The following is a 23803-nucleotide window of genomic DNA, read 5'->3' as shown; positions in this document are numbered from 1 at the left end:
TTTTCCCCTTATTTCGCCAGCAATGTGTTAATTTCCTGCGCGGATTTATCGAGGGTGGCTGCCGGATCGGCGTGGTTGAAAATGACCTGCTCCAGCATCTGCGTCATGCTGCGCTGAATCTCCGTGGTTTGCGTAGTGGCCGCTGGCGGCAGCGCGACGTCCACGTAAGAAGCGATCGCCTTCTCCAGCGGGTTTTTCTCAAAGTAATTCACAAACAGCGGATTACTCATTAAATCACTGCGTGCTGGCGGCATACCGGTCAGCTCCAGCCAGCTCCGGTCGTGCTCGGCGTTGTTAAAGACCCACTGAATAAACGCCCACGCCTGCGCTTTGCGCTTGCTGGAACTGAAGATCACCACCCCTTTGCTGTCGCCGAACGTATACGGGTGCGCGTCGCCTTTCTCGGTGAGCATCGGCCCAATTTGCAGCGTTTTGAGGATCTCCGGATACTGCTTGTGATAGCGAGCGATATCCCACGGACCGCGCGCGGACGCCAGCACCTGCCCGGTCGCTAACGGATCGTCGGCGGCGGTGAAGTCGTAGCTGCTCCACTTGCTGTTAAAGACTTTCCCCATAAAGGTCAGTACCGCCTGTCCGGCAGGATCGGCAAACGTCGCCTGATGACCCGCGAGGTAAGGTTTACCGCCGTTTTGCGCATAATAAAGCGGAATAAAATCGAACCAGCGTTCCCACCAGTTTTTCCCGGCGGTCATCTGGATAACATAGCCGTTATTATCCGCCGCCCGGCGCTCTGCCAACTGATAAAGCTCATCATAACGGGTCGGAACATGATCAAAACCATACTGCTTGAGTAAATCGCCCCGCCACCACCAGACGATAGGATTAATATAGATTGGCAGAACGTGTTGCTCGCCGTTTAATTGCCAGGCAGGAATAATTTTGCCCATCTGTCGGTTATTAACGAGTTCATTAAAACCACTCATTTTAGACAGGTCTTCAAGCTGACCAATTTCCACCAACTGGCTGGCAAAACCGATAAAGATATTACTGGAAATATCGGGTTCCGTGCCGGAAGCCAGCGCGTTCATTATTGCCTCTTCAGAACTGCTGGCGGCAGGAATGGGCGTAAATTCGACCGGGGTATGCGCCGGGTCTTTATTCCATTCTTTAACCATAGTATTCCAGAAGGCTTCTTCATTTTCGTTTGGTGCCACCCACATTTTAATTGGCGTTTTTGCTGTCTCTGCGGATTTTTTATCATCCGGACCGCAGCCAGAAATACAAAACGCGAATAGTACACAGGCTGTTAATTTAGCTAATATTACAATTCTCACGATAATTCTCCATTTACTTTCAATAAGTATTGATTTACCGCTACCCAGCTATTGAATGGAGCTTAAATTAACACCCCCTTTTTATGTTTAACGTTAAACTTTGCATCAACGTTCAACGCAATGGACGATAGAAATAAATAATTCACGCCAATATATAAACCCAGCAAATATATCAAACATGAAAATAAACGTTAATGATAATAAAGATAAGAAACGTATTACGATAAAATCATTGGCCAAGATTATGGGTATTTCCCATACCACGGTGTCGAACGCATGGAATAATCCGGAAAAATTATCTCCGGAGCTGCGCCAGCGAATTTTGCAATATGCCAGCGAGCTTGGCTTTCAGGGACCGGACAAGCTGGCGCGCGCGCTGCGTACCGGTAAATCTGACACCATCGGCGTGATATTCAACGACTCTATGAGTTACGTGTTTATCGATCCCCACGACATTGCGCTGATGCGGGGGATCGCCGTCCAGTGTGAAGAACAAAACGTCAATCTGGTCTTGATCCCTTTGCGTAAGCGGCAACAGACGCCGCTCAACACCCTGGTTGATGGCTATATTCTCAACGCCACGCATAACAATGCGGCCATGATCCAGCACGCGCTGGCTCATGGGCGTCCGGTGGTCACGCTCGATTTTCAGTTTCCCGACCACAGCAGCGTCTCCATCGATAACGCCTGCGCCATGCGCGATATTGCCCGTTATCTGGCCGATAAAGGTCATCGACATTTCGGCATCATCGCCTTTCCGTCACAGCCCTCGGCACAGGGAATGTGCGATCTGACCGCCCCCGTCACCGGCGACAACCTGCTGATGCTCTCCCGCGTGAATGCCTGCCGGGAGGTTTTCCAGCGGCGCGGCTTCGCCCTTGATACGTGCTGGCTGTATCAAACCCGACACGATGAAGAACACGGCGAACAGGCGTCCAAAGCGTTACTGGAAACCCATCCGGAGATCACTGCGCTTATCTGCCTTTCCGATCGCTTCGCCGTCGGCGCGATCCACTACTGCCAACGGCAGCAGCTGGCGGTTCCGCAGCGGGTTGCCGTTACCGGTTTCGATAATCTCGCCGTTGAGGTGGCGGGAATACGCCTGACCACCATCGCGCAAGATGCGGAAAAGAAAGGGGAAATGGCCGTCAAATTGCTGCTCACCAGAGGACCGGTGACCCACTATGAATTGCCTTACCAGCTCATCATTCGGGAGTCAGCCTGACTCATTAATTACAGAAGAGTAGATTATGGATGAACTAACCTGTTTTAAAGCCTACGACATTCGCGGTGAGGTTGGCGTCAACCTGACGCCGGATATCGCCTTTCGCATCGGTCGCGCTTACGCCGCCTGGCGCCATCCGCGCCGGGTAGTGATCGGCGCCGACATTCGCCTTAGCTCGGAATCGTTAAAATCCGCCGTGACCGACGGGCTGATTTCCAGCGGCGTGGATGTTATCGACATTGGTCTGTCAGGCACCGAAGAGATCTATTTCGCCACCCGGGAACTGCGTGCCGACGGCGGCATTCAGATTACCGCCAGCCATAACCCGGCGCAGTACAATGGTATGAAACTGGTGCGCGAAGAGGCGCGTCCGATCAGTAACGACAACGGCCTGCTGGAGATAAAAGCGCTGGCGGAGCGCAATGACTTTGCTCCGATCGTCCATCGTGGCAGCCTCATCCCTTATGATAATCGCCCCGCCTGGATTGCCTGCCTGCTGCGCTTCCTTCAGCATCCGCCGACTCGCCCGCTACGTATTGTGACCAACGCCGGACATGGCACCGTCGGGCCTGCGCTTGACGCGATCGCCGACGGACTGGCCCGTGCGGGCGTTCAGATTGAGTTTATCCGCCTGCACCATCAGCCGGACGGTCATTTCCCGGCGGGCGTGCCGAATCCGATGCTGACGGAAAACCGCCTCATCACCCAGCAGGCGGTTATCGAGAATCAGGCTGATTTCGGCATCGCCTGGGACGGCGATTTCGATCGCTGCTTCTTCTTTGATGAGTGTGGCCGCTTTATTGAGAGCTACTACCTGGTTGGCCTGTTTGCCGAGCACTTCCTGCAACGCTCCGCAGGCAGTCACATCATTCTCGACCCGCGCCTGACGTGGAATACGCTGGACGTTGTAACTCGCTGCGGCGGAATCCCGGTCATCAGCAAAACCGGGCACGCCTTTATCAAAGCGCGGATGCGCGAAGAGGACGCGGTCTACGGTGGAGAAATGAGCGGCCACCACTACTTCCGCGATTTTGGCTATTGCGACAGCGGGATGATCCCACTGGTATTGCTGCTGCAAATTATCGGCAGCGACAGCCGTCCGCTGTCGGCGTATATCAAACACGCCCAGGTGCGCTTTCCGGTTTCCGGCGAAATCAATCTGACGGTGGCCGATCCGCAATCGGTCATGCAATCCATCGCCGCTCACTATCTGCAAGCCGGCGGCCTGCGTGACGATTGCGATGGGTTGAGCATCGACTTCGTTGACTGGCGCTTCAACTTACGCGCCTCCAACACCGAGCCGCTGCTGCGCCTGAACGTGGAAACCCGCGCGGATACGGCACTGCTGGCGCGCAAAACCGATGAAATTTTAACGCTGATTGCAGCCTGGGATTCTGACAAGGAGAGGTTATGACCGCGCTAAGCCTGAGCAATATTCATAAAGCATGGGGCAAGAACACCATCATTGAAAATCTGTCGCTGGAGATCGCCTCCGGGGAGTTCATTGTGCTGGTTGGCCCTTCCGGATGCGGGAAATCCACGCTGCTGCGGATCATCGCCGGACTGGAAATCCCCGACGGCGGTAAACTGTTGATGGGGGGAAAAGAGGTCACCAGGCTTGCGGCGGGCAAACGCAACCTGTCGATGGTGTTTCAGTCCTACGCCCTCTACCCGCATATGACCGTCAGGGAAAATCTGTCATTCGGTTTACGTAATATCAACACGCCCGCCGCCGAGATTGATAAGCGGGTCGCTCACGCCGCCAGCATGCTGAAGCTGGAAGAGATGCTGGACAGGCTGCCGCAGAATCTGTCCGGCGGGCAGCGCCAACGTGTGGCGATCGGGCGTTCTATTGTCCAGCAACCGGAACTGTTTCTGTTTGATGAACCGCTGTCTAACCTGGATGCCGCGTTGCGGGTCGGGATGCGCCAGGAGATCCAGCAGCTGCATAACACCCTGAAAAACACCATGATCTATGTAACGCACGATCAGGTGGAGGCGATGACGCTGGCCGATCGCATCGTGGTGCTTTACAAGGGAAAAATTGAGCAGGTGGGCACGCCGCTGGAGCTGTATAACACCCCGGCAAACCTGTTCGTCGCTGAGTTTATCGGCACGCCGAAAATCAATGTTCTGCCAGCGGTATGGCGTGAAGGCGCACTGCATATCGCCGATAACCTCGTCTTCCGCCTCACCCGTCAGCCCGCAGGCGTTAGCGACGGGGACAAACTGTTTGTCGCCATCCGCCCGGAGCATATGCAGTACCAGCAGACCGGGGATTTCACATTGCAAGGTCGTACCCGGCTGTGTGAATTACAGGGCGACTCCACGCTGGTGTGGTTGGATTTAGCCGGCCACCCCGTGTGCCTGAAGTCTTTTCAACAGCTTAGCTTCATGCCGGATACACCGCTTACGCTCACCGTACAAGAGTCGCACCTGCACCTCTTTGACGGTCTGGGTAAACGACTGGCGTTCTGACTCACTTGCCCTTGCGTCCGCAGGGGCATTTTTTGAATCCCATCACAATCACGGCATTCCCCTTTTCCCTTTTACGCGGCGACGGCTAAATTATTAACTCATCCGACCACATAACAATAATTTTACATACTGGACACCTTTATGAGCTATCCGTCGCTGTTCGCCCCGCTCGATTTAGGCTTCACCACGCTTAAAAACCGCGTGCTGATGGGTTCAATGCATACCGGGCTGGAGGAGTATCCCGACGGTGCAGAACGGCTGGCCGCGTTCTACGCCGAACGCGCCCGTCACGGCGTAGCGTTAATTGTGAGCGGAGGTATTGCGCCTGCGCTTTCCGGCGTGGGGATGGAAGGCGGCGCGATGCTGAACGACACCAGCCAGCTTGCACATCATCGCGTCATTACCGACGCCGTGCATGACGAAGGCGGCAAAATCGCCTTGCAAATCCTGCATACCGGGCGTTACAGCTACCAGCCGCATCTGGTGGCACCTTCTGCCATTCAGGCGCCAATCAACCGCTTTACGCCGCATGAGCTGACGCACGATGAGGTGCTGCAGTTGATTGAAGATTTCGCCCACTGCGCTCAACTGGCGCGGGAAGCGGGCTATGATGGCGTCGAAGTGATGGGCTCGGAAGGCTATCTCATCAACGAATTCCTGACTCTGCGCACCAATCAGCGCAATGACGAATGGGGCGGCGAGTATGCCAACCGCATGCGTTTTGCCGTGGAAGTGGTGCGCGCGGTACGCCAGCGTGCCGGAAATGACTTTATTATTATCTTCCGCCTGTCGATGCTCGATCTGGTGGAAAACGGCGGAACCTTCGACGAAACCGTCCAGCTGGCGCAGGCGATAGAAGCCGCAGGGGCGACCATTATTAACACCGGTATTGGCTGGCATGAGGCGCGTATTCCCACTATCGCCACCCCGGTGCCGCGCGGTGCGTTTAGTTGGGTGACACGTAAGCTGAAAGGGCATGTGACGATCCCACTGGTCACCACCAACCGCATTAACGATCCTCAAGTCGCCGATGACATTCTGGCCCGTGGCGATGCCGATATGGTGTCGATGGCCCGTCCGTTCCTCGCCGATGCCGAACTGCTGTCAAAAGCGCAAACCGGGCGAGCGGATGAGATCAATACCTGTATCGGCTGTAACCAGGCCTGCCTGGATCAGATCTTCGTCGGCAAAGTCACCTCTTGCCTGGTGAATCCGCGCGCCTGCCATGAGACCAAAATGCCGATCGTTGCCGCCACTGCGCCGAAAAATCTGGCGGTTGTCGGAGCAGGTCCTGCAGGCCTCGCCTTCGCCATTAATGCCGCCGCACGCGGTCATCACGTGACGTTGTTTGACGCGCATAGCGAGATTGGCGGGCAGTTTAATATCGCTAAGCAGATCCCCGGCAAAGAAGAATTTTATGAAACCCTGCGCTACTACCGCCGGATGATCGATGTGACTGGCGTGTCGCTGAAGCTGAATCACGTTGTCAGCGCACGCGATCTGTACCCCTTCGATGAAGTGATCCTCGCCAGCGGGATCGAGCCACGTATGCCACCGATCGAGGGGATCGCGCATCCTAAAGTGCTGAGCTATCTCGACGTCCTGCGCGATAAAATGCCGGTGGGCAAACGCGTAGCGATCGTTGGCTGCGGCGGGATCGGTTTTGATACCGCCATGTATTTGAGCCAGCCCGGTGAGCCCACCAGCCAAAACATTGCGGAATTCTGCGTGGAATGGGGGATCGACACCAGCCTGCAACAGCCTGGCGGCTTACGCCTGGAAGGCCCGCACTTATCCCGCAGCCCGCGCCAGATAGTGATGTTACAGCGCAAAGCCAGCAAACCGGGACAAGGTTTAGGGAAAACGACGGGCTGGATCCATCGCGCCACCCTGCTCTCACGCGGCGTGAAAATGATCCCGGCAGTTAGCTATCAGAAAATTGATGATGATGGGTTACACGTCGTGTTGAACGGCGAACCGTTGATCTTTAACGTGGATAACGTGGTGATTTGCGCCGGACAAGAGCCGCGCCGTGAACTGGTTGATCCACTCCACGCGGCAGGTAAAACGGTGCATCTGATCGGCGGCTGCGATGTGGCGATGGAGCTGGATGCCCGACGCGCTATTGCCCAAGGGACGACGCTGGCGCTGGAAATTTAACAGTATGTATTTCGTAGGCCGGATAAGGCGGTCACGCCGCCATCCGGCACACACGATTAGCGGCGGCGACCGGTTTTGACCGCTTTTAGCACCACGAATTTATTATTGGTGGCGATGGTCACGCAGTTGCCGAAAATCTTCTTCAGCTTGTGGAAGTAGTCAAGGTGACGGTTAGCCACAATGTACAGCTCACCGTTGATTTTCAGGCAGCGGCGAGCGTGGTGGAACATCTCCCAGGCAATGTTATCCGTCAGCGCGTGCTTCTGGTGGAACGGTGGGTTACACAGCACGGCGTTAAAGCGGAACGGTTCGACACCCGACAGCGCGTTGTTGATCATAAACTCACAGCGATCCAGCGCTTCAGGCATGTTACTTTCCACGTTCAAGCGGCTTGAAGCCACCGCCATCGGCGATTCATCAACAAATACCACGCTGGCTTCCGGGTTCTTCGCCAGCAGCGTCATACCGATGACGCCGTTACCACAGCCGAGGTCAACAATCTCCCCTTCGAGGTTTTCCGGCAGATGCTCGATAAAAAAGCGCGCGCCGATATCCAGTCCGGTACGGGAGAAGACGTTGGCGTGGTTATGGATAGTCCATTCGGTACCTTCCAGCTTCCAGCTTAGCGTTTGCGAGGCAGCGGCCAGCTCAGGTTTGCTGAACGTACAGTTGATTAAACGGGCTTTTTTCCACGCCAGCGTCGTGGTGGTTGGACCCAATACTTTTTCAAACAGCTCCAGCGTCGAGGTATGCACATCACGCGCTTTTGCCCCGGCGATGATACGCGTTTGCGGCGTTACCACTTCGCGCAGTGCGCGCAGTTGCTGCTCCAGCAGCGCCATGGTTTTTGGCAGCTTAATCAGCACCACGCCCGGCGCCTGCGGGTAGTCAGCCGTACTGTCGAGGAACTTGACGCTCGACTCGGCAATTTCGTTATGACGCAGGTTCTCGCGTGTGGCAAGCTCGCTGAGATAGGAGTCGCCAATGCTGTACGGCGCATGTTGCGCCAGCGCACAGCCCAGCGCGCCAAAGGTATCATTCAGGATTAGCACCGGGCCGCTAATCTCGGTATCGTCCAACTGTTGCAGCAGATATTCATCTGCCGCTTCCCACGCCAGCAGCGGGTTAACGTCATCCGTTTCCGGGAAACGTTTAAGTGACAGCGAACGGAAACCGTTGTCTATGTGGCTCATCGGCCCTCCTGAATGGTAAAATTTCGGCGTATCCCTGAAAAGGGTGCGTGAGTATACACTTTTTATGATTGGCATGGGCAAAGATGAACCAACTAACTTACCTCCAGGGCTACCCGGAACATTTGCTTTCTCAGGTGAGAACGCTGATTGCTGAACAGCGTCTGGGCGCAGTGCTGGAGAAGCGCTATCCGGGAACGCATGATTTCGCGACCGACAAAGCGCTCTGGCAATATACTCAGGACCTGAAAAATCAGTTCCTGCGTAATGCCCCGCCGCTGAATAAAGTCATGTATGACAGCAAGATACACGTTCTGAAGAATGCGCTGGGGCTGCATACCGCCGTATCTCGCGTGCAGGGCGGTAAGCTAAAAGCCAAAGCGGAGATCCGCGTTGCCACCGTGTTTCGCAATGCCCCTGAACCTTTTTTACGCATGATCGTCGTTCATGAACTGGCGCATCTGAAAGAAAAAGAGCACGACAAAGCGTTTTACCAGCTGTGCTGTCATATGGAGCCTCAGTATCATCAACTGGAGTTCGATACCCGCCTGTGGTTAACGCAACAATCGTTAAAGCAAACTGCGTAGTTGCGCACTGGCTTTGTCTTCAGGGCATGCTAAATTGACGAAAGGATCCCTTTTCGCAGCCTGAAGGCCATTATGATACGTTTCGCAGTAATTGGCACAAACTGGATCACCCGCCAGTTTGTCGATGCCGCCCATGAAACCGGCAAATATAAGTTAACCGCGGTCTATTCCCGTAGCCTTGAACAGGCGCAGACCTTCGCCAACGATTACCCCGTCGAGCATCTGTTTACCTCACTGGAAGCGATGGCGCAAAGCGAGGCGATCGACGCCGTCTACATCGCCAGTCCAAACTCCCTGCACTTCCCGCAGACCGAGCTGTTTTTGCGGCACAAAAAGCATGTTATTTGCGAAAAGCCGCTGGCCTCAAACCTGGCGCAAGCCGAAGCCGCTATCGCCTGCGCGCGCGAAAATCAGGTCGTGCTGATTGAAGCGTTTAAGACCGCCAGCTTGCCTAACTTCCTGCTGTTGCAGCAATCTCTACCCAAAGTCGGAAGAATCAGGAAAGCGTTTATTAATTACTGCCAGTACTCCTCGCGTTATCAGCGCTATCTGGACGGTGAAAATCCGAACACGTTTAATCCGGCGTTCTCAAATGGCTCGATCATGGATATCGGTTTTTACTGCCTGGCCTCAGCGGTTGCGCTGTGGGGTGAGCCGCAAAGCGTTCAGGCCAGCGCCAGTCTGCTGGAAAGCGGCGTAGATGCCCACGGCGTGGTGGTGATGAATTACGGTGATTTCAGCGTCACACTCCAGCACTCAAAAGTAAGCGACTCGGTGTTAGCCAGTGAAATTCAGGGCGAGCAGGGATCGCTGGTGATCGAGCATATCTCCGAGTGTCAGAAAGTGTGCTTCGTTCCTCGCGGGGGGAAAACCCAGGATCTGACGACGCCTCAGCACATCAATACTATGCTGTATGAGGCAGAGGCTTTTGCTCATTTGGTTGAATCCGGCGAAGTGGATCACCCCGCACTGGCCGTCAGCCGTATCACCGCCAAACTGCAAACAGAGATTCGCCGCCAGACCGGCGTGATTTTCCCGGCAGATGAAGCGGTAACATCGCTGACTGCGTAAAGGTATGTAAAACGAATGTTGCAGGCCATTGACTGAATGCATGGCCTGTAATATTTTGTAACCCGCAAAGGGGAGTAACTTCGTTGTCGGTTGATCGTCATTACGATGTGTGAAAAACCACATCCGGTCGCCGGGCGATAACAAAGGAATACGCCATCGTATTCCTTTGTTGTTGTAAGTGAGACCTTGCCGAATGGCAAGGTCTATGCATAAAAAGCAGCGGCTAACGTCATTCGGCGTTGGCCGTTTTTTTTATGCATGGGGAAATACAATGAATACTGTCGGCACACCGTTGTTATGGGGTGGCTTCGCTGTCGTGGTGGTAATTATGCTGGCCATCGACCTGCTGTTGCAGGGTCGTCGTGGCGCGCATACGATGTCGATGAAGCAGGCTGCGGCCTGGTCAATCGTTTGGGTAACGCTGTCGTTACTGTTTAACGCCGTCTTCTGGTGGTACCTGGCACAAACTCAGGGCCGCGCCGTTGCCGACCCACAGGCGCTGGCTTTCCTTACCGGCTATTTGATCGAAAAATCGCTGGCAGTAGATAACGTCTTTGTCTGGTTGATGCTGTTCAGCTACTTCTCCGTACCGCCTGCGTTGCAGCGTCGGGTATTGGTGTATGGCGTGCTGGGAGCCATTGTTCTGCGTACGATCATGATCTTCGCCGGCAGTTGGCTTATCACCCAATTTGAGTGGCTGTTGTACGTGTTCGGTGCATTCCTGCTGTTTACCGGCGTGAAGATGGCGCTGGCGAAAGAAGATGCTTCCGGTATTGGCGACAGACCGTTAGTACGCTGGCTGCGCGGTCATTTGCGCATGACCGATACCATCGAAGATGAAAAATTCTTCGTGCGTAAAAACGGCCTGCTGTTTGTTACGCCGCTGATGCTGGTGTTGATTCTGGTTGAGCTGAGCGACGTCATTTTTGCCGTCGACAGTATTCCGGCTATCTTTGCCGTCACTACCGACCCGTTCATCGTGTTGACCTCAAACCTGTTTGCTATTTTGGGTCTGCGCGCAATGTACTTCCTGCTGGCGGGCGTGGCGGAGCGTTTCTCCATGCTGAAGTACGGTTTGTCGGTCATTCTGGTGTTTATCGGTATTAAGATGCTGATCGTCGATTTCTACCATATCCCGATCGCTATCTCGTTAGGCGTGGTATTTGGCATTCTGTTTGTGACGCTGATTGTGAACGCCTGGGTCAACCACCAGCACGATAAAAAGCAGCAAATACAGTAAGTTTCATCTGCTAGCTGAAAAGCCCGACAGCACACTGCGTGCGTCGGGCTTTTTGTTTATCATGTCAAAATAATGTTAACTCAAAGTTATAAAATATGATCTCAACGCGAAATCCAGGATATTTCGCTTCCAGAACCCTGTTCTTTCCTTATACTCAGCCATGCAAACATTTGCCTCATCCTGAAAGATGCGTCTACAGAACGCACAAAGGCAGGGCAACAACACAATGAAAGGATTACTACATGACTACGCAACGTTCATCGGGGCTATTCTCGCGCCTGGCGCAAGGGAGCCTGGTTAAACAAATTTTGATCGGTTTGGTTCTGGGGATTTTACTGGCACTGGTGTCAAAACCTGCGGCAGAAGCCGTTGGTTTACTGGGTACTCTGTTCGTCGGCGCGTTAAAAGCCGTCGCGCCAATTCTGGTTCTGATGCTGGTAATGGCTTCTATCGCCAACCACCAGCACGGGCAAAAAACCAATATCCGCCCAATCCTGTTCCTCTACCTGCTCGGAACATTTTCCGCAGCGTTAGCGGCCGTTGTCTTCAGCTTCGCCTTCCCATCGACACTGCATCTTTCCAGCAGCGCCAGCGATATCGTACCGCCGTCCGGCATTATCGAAGTGATGCGTGGCCTGCTAATGAGCATGGTTTCTAACCCAATTGATGCACTGCTTAACGCCAACTACATCGGCATCCTGGTTTGGGCCGTCGGTCTGGGCTTTGCGCTGCGTCACGGTAATGAAACGACCAAAAATCTGGTCAACGATATGTCCAACGCTGTTACCTTTATGGTGAAGCTGGTGATTCGTTTCGCGCCGATCGGTATCTTCGGCCTGGTCTCCTCCACGCTGGCAACCACCGGTTTCGCCACGCTTTGGGGCTACGCACATCTGCTGACCGTGCTGGTAGGCTGTATGCTGCTGGTAGCGTTGGTGGTCAACCCGCTGCTGGTATTCTGGAAAATTCGCCGCAACCCATATCCGTTAGTGCTGGCCTGTCTGCGTGAAAGCGGCGTGTACGCCTTCTTTACCCGCAGCTCCGCGGCAAACATTCCGGTGAATATGGCGCTGTGTGAGAAGCTGAACCTGGATCGTGATACCTATTCGGTGTCTATCCCGCTGGGAGCCACCATCAATATGGCAGGCGCGGCTATCACCATCACCGTGTTGACGCTGGCGGCGGTGAATACGTTGGGTATTCCGGTCGATTTACCGACAGCGCTGTTACTGAGCGTGGTGGCTTCGCTGTGCGCCTGCGGTGCATCGGGCGTGGCGGGGGGGTCTCTGCTGCTGATCCCACTGGCATGTAATATGTTCGGTATCCCGAATGACATCGCCATGCAGGTCGTTGCCGTTGGCTTTATCATCGGCGTATTGCAGGATTCCTGTGAAACGGCGCTGAACTCTTCTACAGACGTCCTGTTTACCGCTGCGGCCTGCCAGGCTGAAGACGAACGTCTGGCAAATAACGCCCTGCGCGGCTAATCTCTGCCCCTCCGTCACCGGACGGAGGGGTTCTCTTCTTGTACGCTTTTTTCAATTTTGAATGGATCAATTCCGCGTTTTTGCATCCGCCGGAAGCGAATAATGTTCAGGCCGTTCATCACCAGAAAACTACCTTCGATCATCGTCCCACCAATCGATCCCAACCAGAAATTATGGATAACCCAACAGGCGGTTGCGCACCACATTACGCAGCGCACGGTCAGCCCCTGGCAGCGAAACAGCGCCCAGGTGCTGGCCAGCGTGCCAATAATCGGCAACAGCTCCATCGCATGCTGTAATTTCGCCAGCCCGAGAACCAGGGTGAGGATAATAAAAACGGTCATTACCCACAGTTTGCGGGTATGCATCGAGACGAGTGTGCGGATGGTGTTTAGCTCTGCACTCATTCCCGCAGGCCAGGCGCCCATCAGAAAAAAATGCACGCCAATGGTGGCGCTGTAGACGGCAAGTTGCAGCCGGAACCGGCGCTCATCTCGATTGAAAAAGGTGGTAATGCCGATCAAAAAGGCGATGACACCTACGCCCTGGGCCAGCCAATACGCGGTCATGGGAGATCCTTGTGAGGAAACGCAAAAACAAACGGCGCTCCATATTATGAAACGCCGTTTTTAAAATCCACTCCATTTCGATTACCCAATAGATTTCGTGCTACCGCAAGGCGGTAAGTTCAGACATCCCCGGGAGCTTACTGGAGTAAGTGACCGAGGTGAATGGACGCAGCCAACGCGGCTGTCACGCGAAAGATGAAGGGTAATTACAATGTTACGCCGCTTTTAAAGATAGCCAGTTCCCGGAAATCGTTGCGCTCGTTGCAAGTTTGCTTGCCATTGGCGAACTCAACGATCGTATCGACAAACTCGCTCAGCAGCTGAGGCATCGCTTTACCGTGGATCAGCTGTCCGGCGTCAAAATCGATCCAGTGTTTTTTCTTGGCCGCCAGCTCGCTGTTGGTCGCAATTTTCACCGTCGGCACAAAACCGCCGTACGGCGTACCGCGGCCAGTGCTGAACAGCACCATATGACAGCCCGCGCCCGCGAGGGCACTGGTAGCAACCGCATCGTTACCCGGCGCGCTCAGTAAGTTCAGGCCGTGTGTCTTCAGGCGTTCGCCGTAGCGCAGTACATCCACCACCTGGCTGGAGCCCGCTTTTTGCGTGCAACCCAGAGATTTATCTTCCAGCGTGGTGATCCCGCCCGCTTTGTTGCCCGGCGATGGATTCTCGTAAATCGGCTGGTCGTGAGCAATGAAGTACTGCTTAAAGTCATTGACCATGGTCACCAGCTTGCCGAAGGTTTCTTCGTCACGGCAGTGGTCCATCAGCAGCTGCTCGGCACCGAACATTTCCGGTACTTCAGTCAGCACGGTGGTGCCGCCGTTGGCAATCACGTAGTCGGAAAAACGCCCCAGCATCGGGTTGGCGGTAATACCGGACAGGCCGTCAGAGCCGCCGCATTCCAGACCAAACTTCAGCTCGCCCAGCTTACCCGGCTCACGCTTATCGTTACGCATCACGTTGTACAACTGATGGAGATGTTCAATCCCCGCTTCCACTTCGTCTTCCTGATGTTGGCAGACCATAAAGTGAACACGCTCAGGATCGTACTCGCCTAAAGTTTCGCGGAAGGCATCAACCTGGTTGTTTTCACAGCCCAGGCCGACCACCAGCACCGCACCCGCATTCGGGTGGCGCACCATATTTTGCAGCATGGTACGGGTGTTGATGTGGTCGTCACCCAGCTGTGAACAGCCGTAGGTGTGACTGAAAAGATGCACGCCGTCGATACCCTCGGCGTCGTTGGTCTCTTTCAGAAAGCGGTTCTGCATCTGACGCGCCATAGCGTTGACGCAGCCGACCGTCGGCAGGATCCACAGTTCGTTGCGCACGCCGACCTCGCCGTTGGCGCGACGGTAGATCTGTACATCGCGATCGGCGGGTTGAACAAGCTCTGCCTGAAAATCAGGGTGGTAGCTATACGTGTCCAGGTCGCTCAGATTCGTGCGCGTGTTGTGAGCATGAATATGCTCACCCGCCGCCACGTCCACCAACGTATGACCGATTGGCAAACCGTATTTAATGACGTTTTCGCCTTGCGCAATATCGCATAAAGCGAATTTATGGCCACGAGAAACCGCTTGGCGCAGGATTACCGCTTGCCCATCAACGGTGACTTCGGTTCCTTCAGCCAAATCAGCGAGCGCTACCGCGACGTTATCCAGCGTATGGATCTTGATGTATTGCATACCTTCACCCAGGCCTTAGTTCAGTTCAATGGCGAAATAATCACGCGCATTGTTGAAGCAAATATTTCTGACCATTTCACCCAACAGCTGGATATCTGCCGGCGCTTCACCTGCAGCAACCCAACGGCCAATCATCTGGCACAGGATGCGACGGAAGTATTCATGGCGCGTGTATGACAGGAAGCTACGGCTATCGGTCAGCATGCCGACGAAACGGCTCAGCAGACCGAGCTGGGCCAGCTGCGTCATCTGACGTTCCATACCGTCTTTCTGATCGTTGAACCACCAGCCGGAACCGAACTGCATCTTGCCCGGCATACCTTCGCCCTGGAAGTTGCCGATCATGGTGCCCAGCACTTCGTTATCGCGCGGGTTCAGGCAGTAGAGAATGGTTTTCGGCAGCAGGTTCTGTTCGTTCTGCTTGCTCAGCAGTTTGGACAGCTCTTCGGCCATCGGGCGATCGTTGATGGAGTCGAAGCCGACATCCGCACCCAACAGTTTGAACTGACGCAGGTTGTTATTACGCAGCGCGCCGATGTGGTACTGCTGTACCCATTCACGACGCGCATATTCCGCACCGAGGTACACCAGCACCGCGGTTTTAAACTGGGCAACTTCATGCTCGCTAAGCGTTTCACCCGCCAGGCGGCGTGCCAGAATGCTATCCAGTTCAGATTCGTTAGATTCAGCAAACAGCACCACGTCCAGCGCGTGGTCAGAGACTTTACAGCCGTGAGCCGCAAAGTGATCCAGACGTTTGGTCAGCGCAGCTTGCAGGTCGCTGAAGCGGCGGATATCCGTGTCAGACACCTCACCGAGCTTCGCCATATAGTCATTAAAGGTCGCCTGCTCAATGTTAAAGGCTTTATCCGGACGCCAGCTCGGCAGCACTTTCACATCAAAGCTTGCGTCTTTAGCAACGGCCGCGTGATGCTCAAGAGAGTCGATTGGGTCATCGGTAGTACCGACCATTTTCACATTCATCTGCTGCATGATGCCGCGCGCGGAGAATTTGTCCTGCGCCAGCAGTTCATTGCACTGGTTCCAGATTTCGTCAGCCGTTGCCGGAGACAGCAGCTTACCTGTAATACCAAACGGGCGACGTAATTCGAGGTGGGTCCAATGGTACAGCGGGTTACCGATTGTGTGCGGAACCGTGGCGGCCCAGGCGTCAAACTTCTCGCGATCGGACGCATCGCCGGTACACAGGCGCTCAGCGACGCCGTTAGTACGCATCGCACGCCACTTGTAGTGGTCACCCTTCAGCCAGATGTCATACAGGTTATTAAAACGGTAGTTTTCCGCGATTTGTTGCGGTGGCAAATGGCAGTGGTAGTCGAAGATTGGCTGGTCTTTGGCGTAATCATGATACAGACGGCGGGCAAATTCGGTGTCCAACAGGAAATCTTCAGTCATAAACGGGGTCATTATCGTCTTCCTCTCAGCGAGTGCGTCAGATTGCTTATGTTTTGATGTTGACAAAGTTATCACACCAATTTCCATACACTGAAGATATTTTCGTGAGTTAGATCAACAAATGGCGACAAAAAAATTACTCTCAAAGAGGTAAACCTCGCGCCAAGCCGCACCAGCACTGGCTTTGCTGAATCGAAATAATGACCACACGAAGATTCACACTTTTGTGATGGCACTCACCTTTTAAAGCTGTATGACAAGTTATCTTTTTGCCGTCGCGATACATAAGCCGACGGAATGCAAATTACCGATGTATCACCATCGGATTAACCGGTACGGAAACCGAATTAGCACAAATATTGACATGGCAGAGTTCGGGGAGTACCGGCTTTTTTTCGGTTACCCCCTCGTAAAAGAACATCCTCCTCCCTGAACTGGAAGATGACCGCTCGTTCGCGGACATAACAAAACGATGAGGTTTTACATGCGTAAAATTAAAGGGTTACGTTGGTACATGATCGCACTGGTGACGCTTGGCACCGTGCTGGGTTACCTGACACGTAACACTGTGGCGGCAGCTGCGCCAACTCTGATGGAAGAGTTACACATCTCCACCCAACAGTATTCCTATATCATCGCAGCGTATTCTGCTGCTTACACCGTAATGCAACCCGTTGCCGGCTATGTGCTCGATGTGCTCGGCACAAAAATTGGTTACGCGATGTTCGCCGTTCTGTGGGCCGTCTTCTGTGGCGCGACCGCACTGGCTGGTAGCTGGGGTGGACTGGCGCTAGCGCGAGGCGCAGTCGGTGCCGCTGAAGCTGCGATGATCCCTGCGGGTCTGAAAGCCAGTTCTGAATGGTTCCCGGCAAAAGAACGTTCAATCGCCGTGGGTTACTTTAACGTCGGTTCCTCTATCGGCGCGATGATTGCTCCGCCGCTGGTCGTCTGGGCTATCGTCATGCACAGCTGGCAGATGGCATTCATTATTTCCGGTGCCCTGAGCTTTATCTGGGCCATGTGCTGGTTGGTATTTTACAAACACCCACGCGACCAGAAAAAACTGTCTGATGAAGAACGTGATTACATTCTGAATGGTCAGGAATCACAGCATAAAAACAGCACCGCCAAGAAAATGTCTCTCGGTCAGATCCTGCGTAACCGCCAGTTCTGGGGCATCGCGCTGCCGCGTTTCCTGGCAGAGCCGGCCTGGGGCACCTTCAACGCCTGGATCCCGCTGTTCATGTTTAAAGTCTACGGCTTTAACCTGAAAGAGATCGCGATGTTTGCCTGGATGCCGATGCTGTTTGCTGACCTGGGCTGTATCGTAGGGGGTTACTTACCGCCGCTGTTCCAGCGCTGGTTCGGCGTTAACCTGATCGTTTCCCGTAAAATGGTCGTCACCATGGGCGCATTGCTGATGATTGGCCCGGGGATGATCGGTCTGTTCACCAGCCCGTACATTGCTATCGCCCTGCTGTGCGTCGGCGGCTTTGCTCACCAGGCGCTGTCCGGTGCGCTGATCACGCTCTCTTCTGACGTATTTGGTCGTAATGAAGTGGCAACCGCGAACGGTCTGACCGGTATGTCCGCCTGGCTTGCAAGTACGCTGTTTGCGCTGGTCGTTGGCGCGCTGGCTGACACCATCGGCTTCAGCCCGCTGTTCGCCGTACTGGCGGTATTCGACCTGCTCGGCGCGTTAGTCATCTGGACGGTATTGCAGAACAAATCGGCCAGCGAGGTAGAGTCAGCTTCGCAAACTGGCGATCCCGCTGCGCAAAGTTAACCAGACACGATTTAACAAGGTTATGTAATGCTAAGCCGCCAGTCATCTGGCGGCTTTTTTATCGCCGCGAGTGGAGCCGTAATCGCAAAAGTGGTATAACAAATAGAGTCTGCCGTATCATGCCTGGAGCGCATATGGAAATCACCGAACCACGACGTTTGTACCAACAACTTGCCGCTGATCTGAAAGAACGCATTGAGCAGGGTGTCTACCTGGTGGGTGACAAACTCCCCGCCGAGCGCTTTATCGCCGATGAAAAAAATGTCAGCCGCACCGTGGTTCGTGAAGCGATTATCATGCTCGAGGTTGAGGGCTACGTTGAAGTGCGTAAAGGATCGGGGATCCACGTCATTTCAAACCAACCCAAACACTATGTCGCGCCAGATGAAAGTCTGGAGTTCGCCAGCTACGGTCCGTTTGAGCTGCTCCAGGCTCGCCAGCTCATAGAAAGCAATATTGCTGAGTTTGCCGCCACCCAGGTGACCAAACAGGACATCATGAAACTGATGGAAATTCAGGAGAAGTCGCGTAACGAAAAAAGCTTTCGTGACTCCGAGTGGGATCTCCTGTTCCATGTGCAGGTCGCGCTGGCAACACAGAACTCTGCCCTGGCCGCGATTGTTGAAAAAATGTGGACTCAGCGTATTCACAACCCCTACTGGAAGAAGCTGCACGACCACATCGACCTGCGTACGGTAGATAACTGGTGCGACGACCATGACCAGATCCTGCGGGCGCTGATTCGCAAAGATCCACACGCCGCCAAACTGGCGATGTGGCAGCATCTTGAGAACACAAAGCAGATGCTGTTTAACGAAACCAGCGATGATTTTGAATTCAACGCAGACCGTTATCTTTTTACCGATAATCCCGTCATTCATCTCGATACGGCAGCTAACGGCGCAAAATAAACAATCTTAACGATGCAGGCGCGACAAAGCGCCTGTTTCTGACGCTTGGTAAGCATTAGGTATAAAGTGTCAGCCTGTGTAAATCCTCTCGCCTCCCTCCATTGCGATAAGCAAAATCACAGGACAACACCCGTAATTTCTATAACGGACTACGTTGACCTTTGTTACAATTAGTTGTTATTTGAATTTTTGTGTTTGAGAGCTTGCTTACTTCACAACTTTACAGGGAATAGTTCAGGCCGTGAATTTGTGTCAGACCGCGATCCATGTAAAAAACACCAATAAAATTGCGGCGTTACAAACTCCAGAATACCGGCATGACGACAACCGATTCTCCAGGAATATTGAATGGAACTACTGACTCAATTATTGAATGCTTTATGGGCTCAGGATTTTGAAACGCTGGCCAATCCCTCCATGATTGGCATGCTCTATTTCGTACTGTTTACCATTTTGTTTCTGGAAAACGGACTGCTGCCAGCAGCCTTTTTACCTGGCGACAGTCTACTGGTACTGGTCGGCGTACTTATCGCTAAAGGCGCGATGGGTTTTCCGCAAACGGTACTGCTGCTCACCACCGCGGCCAGCCTGGGTTGCTGGCTCAGTTATATCCAGGGGAGATGGCTGGGAAATACCCGCACCGTTCAAAACTGGCTGTCTCATCTACCCGCGCACTACCATCAGCGCGCACATCATCTGTTCCATAAGCATGGCTTGTCTGCCCTGCTGGTCGGTCGCTTTATCGCGTTTGTCAGAACATTACTGCCGACCATCGCAGGATTGTCCGGTCTGAACAATGCGCGCTTTCAGTTCTTTAACTGGATGAGCGGACTGCTTTGGGTTCTGATTCTCACAACGCTTGGCTATCTGCTGGGCAAAACGCCAGTGTTTCTCAAATATGAAGATCAACTGATGTCTTGTCTGATGCTGCTTCCCGTGGTGTTACTGGTGTTTGGTCTGGCAGGTTCACTGGTTGTGCTTTGGAAAAAGAAATACGGGAACCGAGGGTAAATTATGCTGAAATCATGCATAACACTCCGACGACTGGCCTGGACGACTACTTTTATGCTGTTTATCGGCGCGCTGCTCCTGACCTGGTCGGTCATCCGCCAGCAGGAGTCAACGCTTGCCATTCGTGCTGTAAACCAGGGAGCCACCATGCCTGATGGCTTCTCTATCTGGCATCACCTGGACGCCAACGGCATTCGCTTTAAAAGCATTACTCCGCAAAATGACGCGCTGCTGATCACCTTTGATTCCAGCGCGCAAAGCGCAGCCGCAAAGGTCGTGCTGGACCGAACGTTACCGCACGGTTTCGTTATTGCTCAGCAGGATGATGATAATCAGGCGGTACAGTGGTTATCCCGCTTACGTGATACCCCGCACCGTTTTGGTTAATCTCCAGGAATCTGAATTAGATCACTCACTTTGGTGATTTCATCATTTAGCGCCTATGATTAATAAACTGGGTTTATGACCCATTGCTTTATTATTCTGGAGCATCGGCCAAAGCCACAAGGTCGAATCACAATGGAAGGTTCAAGAATGAAATACCGCATCGCTTTAGCAATTAGTCTTTTCGCTCTCAGTGCCGGCAGTTACGCCTCCACCCTCTGTCAGGAAAAAGAACAGGATATTCAGCGGGAGATAAGCTATGCCGAAAAGCACAACAATCAAAACCGCATCAATGGTCTGAACAAAGCGCTGAGCGAAGTTCGGGCAAATTGTACTGACAGCAAACTGCGCGCCGACCATCAGAAAAAAATCGCCGAGCAGAAAAATGAGATAGCCGAGCGTCAACGTGATTTGGCCGAGGCGAAGCAAAAAGGCGATGCGGATAAGATAGCCAAGCGCGAACATAAGCTTGCTGAAGCTCAGCAAGAGCTGAAAGAACTCGAGACACGCGATTACTAAGTACGGTAACTAGCCACTCAACTGGAGAAAACTATGTCGAAAGATAATGCTACGGAAAACCTGCGCGCTGAGCTGAAATCTCTTGCGGATACGCTTGAAGAAGTACTTAGCTCCTCTGGCGATAAGTCGAAGGAAGAGATGAGTAAAATTCGCAGCAAAGCCGAACATGCGTTACGCGAGAGCCGCCATCGTCTGAGCGAAACCAGCGATGTGATTGCCAAACAGACCCGTGAGGCCGCGGCAAAAGCCGATAACTACGTACGCGAAAACCCATGGACAGGCGTCGGCATTGGCGCAGCAGTCGGTGTGGTGCTTGGTGTACTGCTGTCGCGCCGTTAATAATGGCAGACTCTCAACACGCACAAGGTCCAGGCAAAGGCGTACTGGGTATTGGACAGCGGATCCTGACGATTCTCGTTGAGATCGTAGAGACGCGGCTGCGGCTGGCCGTCGTTGAGCTGGAAGAGGAAAAAGCCAATCTCATCCAGATCCTGCTGATGCTTGGGCTGACCATGCTGTTCGCGGCGTTTGGTCTGATGAGTCTGATGGTGCTTATCATCTGGGCCATAGACCCGCAGTATCGCCTGAACGCCATGATTGCCACCACCGTTGTGCTGTTGCTTTTAGCGCTTATCGGCGGGCTATGGACGCTGAGTAAAGCGCGTAAAACAACGCTGCTACGCCATACGCGCAATGAACTCGCTAACGACAGGCAGGCCCTGGAGGATGATGCATAATGAGCAGTAAAGTCGAACGTCAACAACGTAAGGCGCAACTGCTTGGACAGATCCAGCAGCAAAGGCTGGATCTGTCTGCCACTCGCCGCGACTGGCTGGAAGCCACCGAAGTCTACGATCGTGGCTGGAAGACGCTGCTGAACCTGCGTGGCTGGGTGTTGGTCGGAAGCAGTATTATGGCGGTTCGCACCATTCGTAACCCGAATCTGCTGGTACGCTGGGCTAAACGCGGCTTTAGCGTGTGGAGCATCTGGCGTCTGGTTAAATCGACCATCAGACAACAGCAACTGCGCGGCTAATCACCTCTCCCCCCCTAACCTCAAATTTTTTGAAAATTTCTGACAGTTTTCCTTGCTAACAATTGTCATTAGCCGCGTTTATGATTCTCTCCATCGACAGCAACGACGCACTCTGCGACGTCGTTGCACAAAAAAACACAATAAGCCGCCTGAGTGGTTTCCTGGAGAGTATGATGAAGAAATTAGAAGATGTTGGTGTACTGGTAGCGCGCATTCTGATGCCAATCCTGTTTATTACCGCAGGTTGGGGAAAAATCACCGGATATGCGGGTACCCAACAGTACATGGAAGCCATGGGCGTCCCAGGATTTATGTTACCGCTGGTTATCCTGCTTGAGTTTGGCGGCGGTCTGGCCATCCTGTTTGGTTTCCTGACCCGCACTACCGCGCTGTTCACCGCGGGCTTCACGCTGCTGACGGCGTTCCTCTTCCACAGCAACTTTGCGGAAGGTGTGAACTCTCTGATGTTTATGAAAAACCTGACCATCGCAGGCGGCTTCCTGCTGCTGGCTATCACCGGTCCGGGCGCATTCAGCATCGACCGTGTACTGAATAAAAAATGGTAAGCGAGCTATACTAAACGCATCAAAAAGCGAGGAGACATCTCCTCGCTTTTGCTATCTGAGGAGGCGAAAATCATGGGACAACTCATTGACGGCGTATGGCATGACACCTGGTATGACACCAAATCAACCGGGGGAAAATTTCAACGCTCTGCATCAGCTTTCCGTAACTGGCTCACTGCGGATGGCGCACCCGGTCCAACGGGCGAAGGGGGTTTCGCCGCCGAAAAAGACCGCTATCATCTCTACGTTTCTCTGGCCTGTCCGTGGGCGCATCGCACGCTGATCTTGCGTAAACTCAAAGGGCTGGAACCGTTTATTTCCGTTTCCGTTGTGCATCCGCTGATGCTGGAAAACGGCTGGACCTTTGACGATAACTTCCCGGCGGCAACCGGCGATACCCTGTATCAGCACGAATTTCTTTATCAACTCTATTTACACGCCGATCCGCACTACAGCGGTCGGGTGACCGTTCCGGTGCTGTGGGACAAAAAGAACCACACCATTGTCAGCAACGAATCTGCAGATATCATCCGTATGTTTAACACTGCGTTTGATGCGCTGGGCGCGAAAGCCGGGGATTACTATCCACCCGCTCTGCAAACTAAAATCGACGAGCTGAACGACTGGATTTATGACAACGTCAATAACGGCGTGTATAAAGCCGGATTTGCCACCAGTCAGGAAGCCTACGACGACGCCGTAGAAAAAGTCTTTCAATCTCTGGCGCGGCTGGAGCAGATCCTTGGGCAACATCGCTACCTGACCGGGGACCAGTTAACAGAGGCCGATATTCGCCTGTGGACCACGCTGGTGCGCTTTGATCCTGTGTATGTGACGCACTTCAAGTGCGACAAACACCGGATTAGCGACTATCTGAACCTGTACGGTTTCCTGCGCGATATCTACCAGATGCCAGGCATTGCGGAGACCGTTAATTTCGATCACATCCGCAATCACTACTTCCGTAGCCACAAAACCATTAACCCGACCGGCATTATTTCTGTCGGACCGTGGCAGGACCTCAACGAACCCCACGGGCGTGATGACCGTTTTGCCTGATTTACACGGGTCCCCTTTGGGGGCCAAATAATTAATACTGCAAATATTTACCAGTATTCCATTCACGGCTATTCTTAATTTGATTGCTTTAAAAACAAGTAATTGAATACAGAACGAGG

Annotated in this window: 23 protein-coding genes; 18 read left to right on the top strand and 5 right to left on the bottom strand. The window is 53.5% G+C overall.

Annotated elements, in window-relative coordinates; genetic code table 11:
- Window positions 1-8: 8 nt before the first annotated feature.
- Window positions 9-1295, bottom strand: a complete 1287-nt coding sequence (locus OGW44_RS21805; RefSeq protein ID WP_047358956.1) for an ABC transporter substrate-binding protein — start codon at window positions 1293-1295, stop codon at window positions 9-11.
- A 178-nt stretch (window positions 1296-1473) separates the two neighbouring features.
- Here OGW44_RS21805 and OGW44_RS21800 point away from each other — a divergent pair, with 178 nt between their 5' ends.
- From OGW44_RS21800 to OGW44_RS21785, 4 genes are all read left to right on the top strand, one after another.
- Window positions 1474-2520: a LacI family DNA-binding transcriptional regulator gene (locus OGW44_RS21800; protein WP_185654423.1), complete on the top strand. Its 1047-nt coding sequence runs from the start codon at window positions 1474-1476 to the stop codon at window positions 2518-2520.
- Between the two features lie 25 nt (window positions 2521-2545).
- Complete coding sequence (locus tag OGW44_RS21795) at window positions 2546-3934, top strand: phosphohexomutase domain-containing protein (RefSeq protein ID WP_049040408.1); 1389 nt, start codon at window positions 2546-2548, stop codon at window positions 3932-3934.
- Complete coding sequence (locus OGW44_RS21790; RefSeq protein WP_104651985.1) at window positions 3931-4998, top strand: ABC transporter ATP-binding protein; 1068 nt, start codon at window positions 3931-3933, stop codon at window positions 4996-4998. The genes OGW44_RS21795 and OGW44_RS21790 overlap by 4 nt, the downstream gene beginning before the upstream one ends.
- A gap of 141 nt (window positions 4999-5139) precedes the next feature.
- Complete coding sequence (locus OGW44_RS21785; RefSeq protein ID WP_049268718.1) at window positions 5140-7158, top strand: oxidoreductase; 2019 nt, start codon at window positions 5140-5142, stop codon at window positions 7156-7158.
- Window positions 7159-7214: 56 nt separating this feature from the next.
- Here OGW44_RS21785 and rlmG read toward each other — a convergent pair whose 3' ends face one another.
- On the bottom strand, window positions 7215-8351 hold the full coding sequence (gene rlmG / locus OGW44_RS21780; protein WP_065554284.1) for a 23S rRNA (guanine(1835)-N(2))-methyltransferase RlmG: 1137 nt from the start codon (window positions 8349-8351) through the stop codon (window positions 7215-7217).
- A gap of 83 nt (window positions 8352-8434) precedes the next feature.
- On the opposite strand from rlmG, the gene OGW44_RS21775 reads away from it, so the two are divergent.
- From OGW44_RS21775 to sstT, 4 genes are all read left to right on the top strand, one after another.
- Window positions 8435-8935: a M48 metallopeptidase family protein gene (locus OGW44_RS21775; protein WP_016154609.1), complete on the top strand. Its 501-nt coding sequence runs from the start codon at window positions 8435-8437 to the stop codon at window positions 8933-8935.
- A 72-nt stretch (window positions 8936-9007) separates the two neighbouring features.
- A complete protein-coding gene (locus OGW44_RS21770) occupies window positions 9008-10006 on the top strand; it encodes a Gfo/Idh/MocA family protein (RefSeq protein WP_185654422.1) in 999 nt (332 codons plus the stop codon).
- Between the two features lie 271 nt (window positions 10007-10277).
- The gene (locus OGW44_RS21765; protein ID WP_016154611.1) at window positions 10278-11246 is read left to right on the top strand and encodes a TerC family protein; all 969 of its coding nucleotides are present in this window, start codon (window positions 10278-10280) and stop codon (window positions 11244-11246) included.
- Between the two features lie 242 nt (window positions 11247-11488).
- On the top strand, window positions 11489-12733 hold the full coding sequence (sstT, locus tag OGW44_RS21760; protein ID WP_016154612.1) for a serine/threonine transporter SstT: 1245 nt from the start codon (window positions 11489-11491) through the stop codon (window positions 12731-12733).
- A gap of 14 nt (window positions 12734-12747) precedes the next feature.
- Here the strand turns inward: sstT and OGW44_RS21755 are convergent, their stop codons facing one another.
- From OGW44_RS21755 to uxaC, 3 genes are all read right to left on the bottom strand, one after another.
- Entirely contained in the window at window positions 12748-13302 is a 555-nt protein-coding gene (locus tag OGW44_RS21755; protein WP_016154613.1) for a YgjV family protein, read from the bottom strand.
- A gap of 206 nt (window positions 13303-13508) precedes the next feature.
- Window positions 13509-14996: a UxaA family hydrolase gene (locus OGW44_RS21750; protein WP_016157534.1), complete on the bottom strand. Its 1488-nt coding sequence runs from the start codon at window positions 14994-14996 to the stop codon at window positions 13509-13511.
- A 15-nt stretch (window positions 14997-15011) separates the two neighbouring features.
- On the bottom strand, window positions 15012-16424 hold the full coding sequence (gene uxaC, locus OGW44_RS21745; protein WP_185654421.1) for a glucuronate isomerase: 1413 nt from the start codon (window positions 16422-16424) through the stop codon (window positions 15012-15014).
- 472 nt (window positions 16425-16896) lie between these two features.
- Here uxaC and OGW44_RS21740 point away from each other — a divergent pair, with 472 nt between their 5' ends.
- The 10 genes from OGW44_RS21740 (at window position 16897) to yqjG (ending at window position 23684) form a co-directional block, all read left to right on the top strand.
- The gene (locus OGW44_RS21740; RefSeq protein ID WP_016154616.1) at window positions 16897-18198 is read left to right on the top strand and encodes an MFS transporter; all 1302 of its coding nucleotides are present in this window, start codon (window positions 16897-16899) and stop codon (window positions 18196-18198) included.
- 134 nt (window positions 18199-18332) lie between these two features.
- On the top strand, window positions 18333-19109 hold the full coding sequence (gene exuR, locus OGW44_RS21735) for a transcriptional regulator ExuR (RefSeq protein WP_016157536.1): 777 nt from the start codon (window positions 18333-18335) through the stop codon (window positions 19107-19109).
- A gap of 348 nt (window positions 19110-19457) precedes the next feature.
- Window positions 19458-20120: a DedA family general envelope maintenance protein YqjA gene (gene yqjA, locus OGW44_RS21730; protein ID WP_003024820.1), complete on the top strand. Its 663-nt coding sequence runs from the start codon at window positions 19458-19460 to the stop codon at window positions 20118-20120.
- A gap of 18 nt (window positions 20121-20138) precedes the next feature.
- The gene (gene mzrA / locus OGW44_RS21725) at window positions 20139-20507 is read left to right on the top strand and encodes an EnvZ/OmpR regulon moderator MzrA (protein WP_029139667.1); all 369 of its coding nucleotides are present in this window, start codon (window positions 20139-20141) and stop codon (window positions 20505-20507) included.
- Window positions 20508-20654: 147 nt separating this feature from the next.
- Window positions 20655-21023, top strand: a complete 369-nt coding sequence (locus OGW44_RS21720) for a DUF1090 domain-containing protein (protein WP_016154619.1) — start codon at window positions 20655-20657, stop codon at window positions 21021-21023.
- Between the two features lie 33 nt (window positions 21024-21056).
- Complete coding sequence (locus OGW44_RS21715) at window positions 21057-21362, top strand: ElaB/YgaM/YqjD family protein (protein ID WP_003024832.1); 306 nt, start codon at window positions 21057-21059, stop codon at window positions 21360-21362.
- Window positions 21363-21364: 2 nt separating this feature from the next.
- The gene (locus OGW44_RS21710) at window positions 21365-21760 is read left to right on the top strand and encodes a phage holin family protein (RefSeq protein ID WP_016157537.1); all 396 of its coding nucleotides are present in this window, start codon (window positions 21365-21367) and stop codon (window positions 21758-21760) included.
- Window positions 21760-22059 (top strand): YqjK-like family protein, encoded by a 300-nt coding sequence (locus OGW44_RS21705; protein ID WP_003024845.1) that lies wholly within the window; start codon window positions 21760-21762, stop codon window positions 22057-22059. Before OGW44_RS21710 ends, OGW44_RS21705 begins: the two co-directional genes overlap by 1 nt.
- Before the next feature lie 173 nt (window positions 22060-22232).
- On the top strand, window positions 22233-22625 hold the full coding sequence (locus tag OGW44_RS21700; RefSeq protein WP_003024847.1) for a DoxX family protein: 393 nt from the start codon (window positions 22233-22235) through the stop codon (window positions 22623-22625).
- Between the two features lie 72 nt (window positions 22626-22697).
- A complete protein-coding gene (gene yqjG, locus OGW44_RS21695) occupies window positions 22698-23684 on the top strand; it encodes a glutathionyl-hydroquinone reductase YqjG (protein WP_185654420.1) in 987 nt (328 codons plus the stop codon).
- The last annotated feature ends 119 nt before the right edge of the window (window positions 23685-23803 follow it).

Origin of the sequence: Citrobacter sp. Cb023, assembly GCF_030336805.1 — a bacterium.
Classification (GTDB): Bacteria; Pseudomonadota; Gammaproteobacteria; order Enterobacterales; family Enterobacteriaceae; genus Citrobacter; species Citrobacter braakii.
Note: the sequence above shows the minus strand (reverse complement) of the source record. Positions and strands in the feature narration are given on the sequence as shown.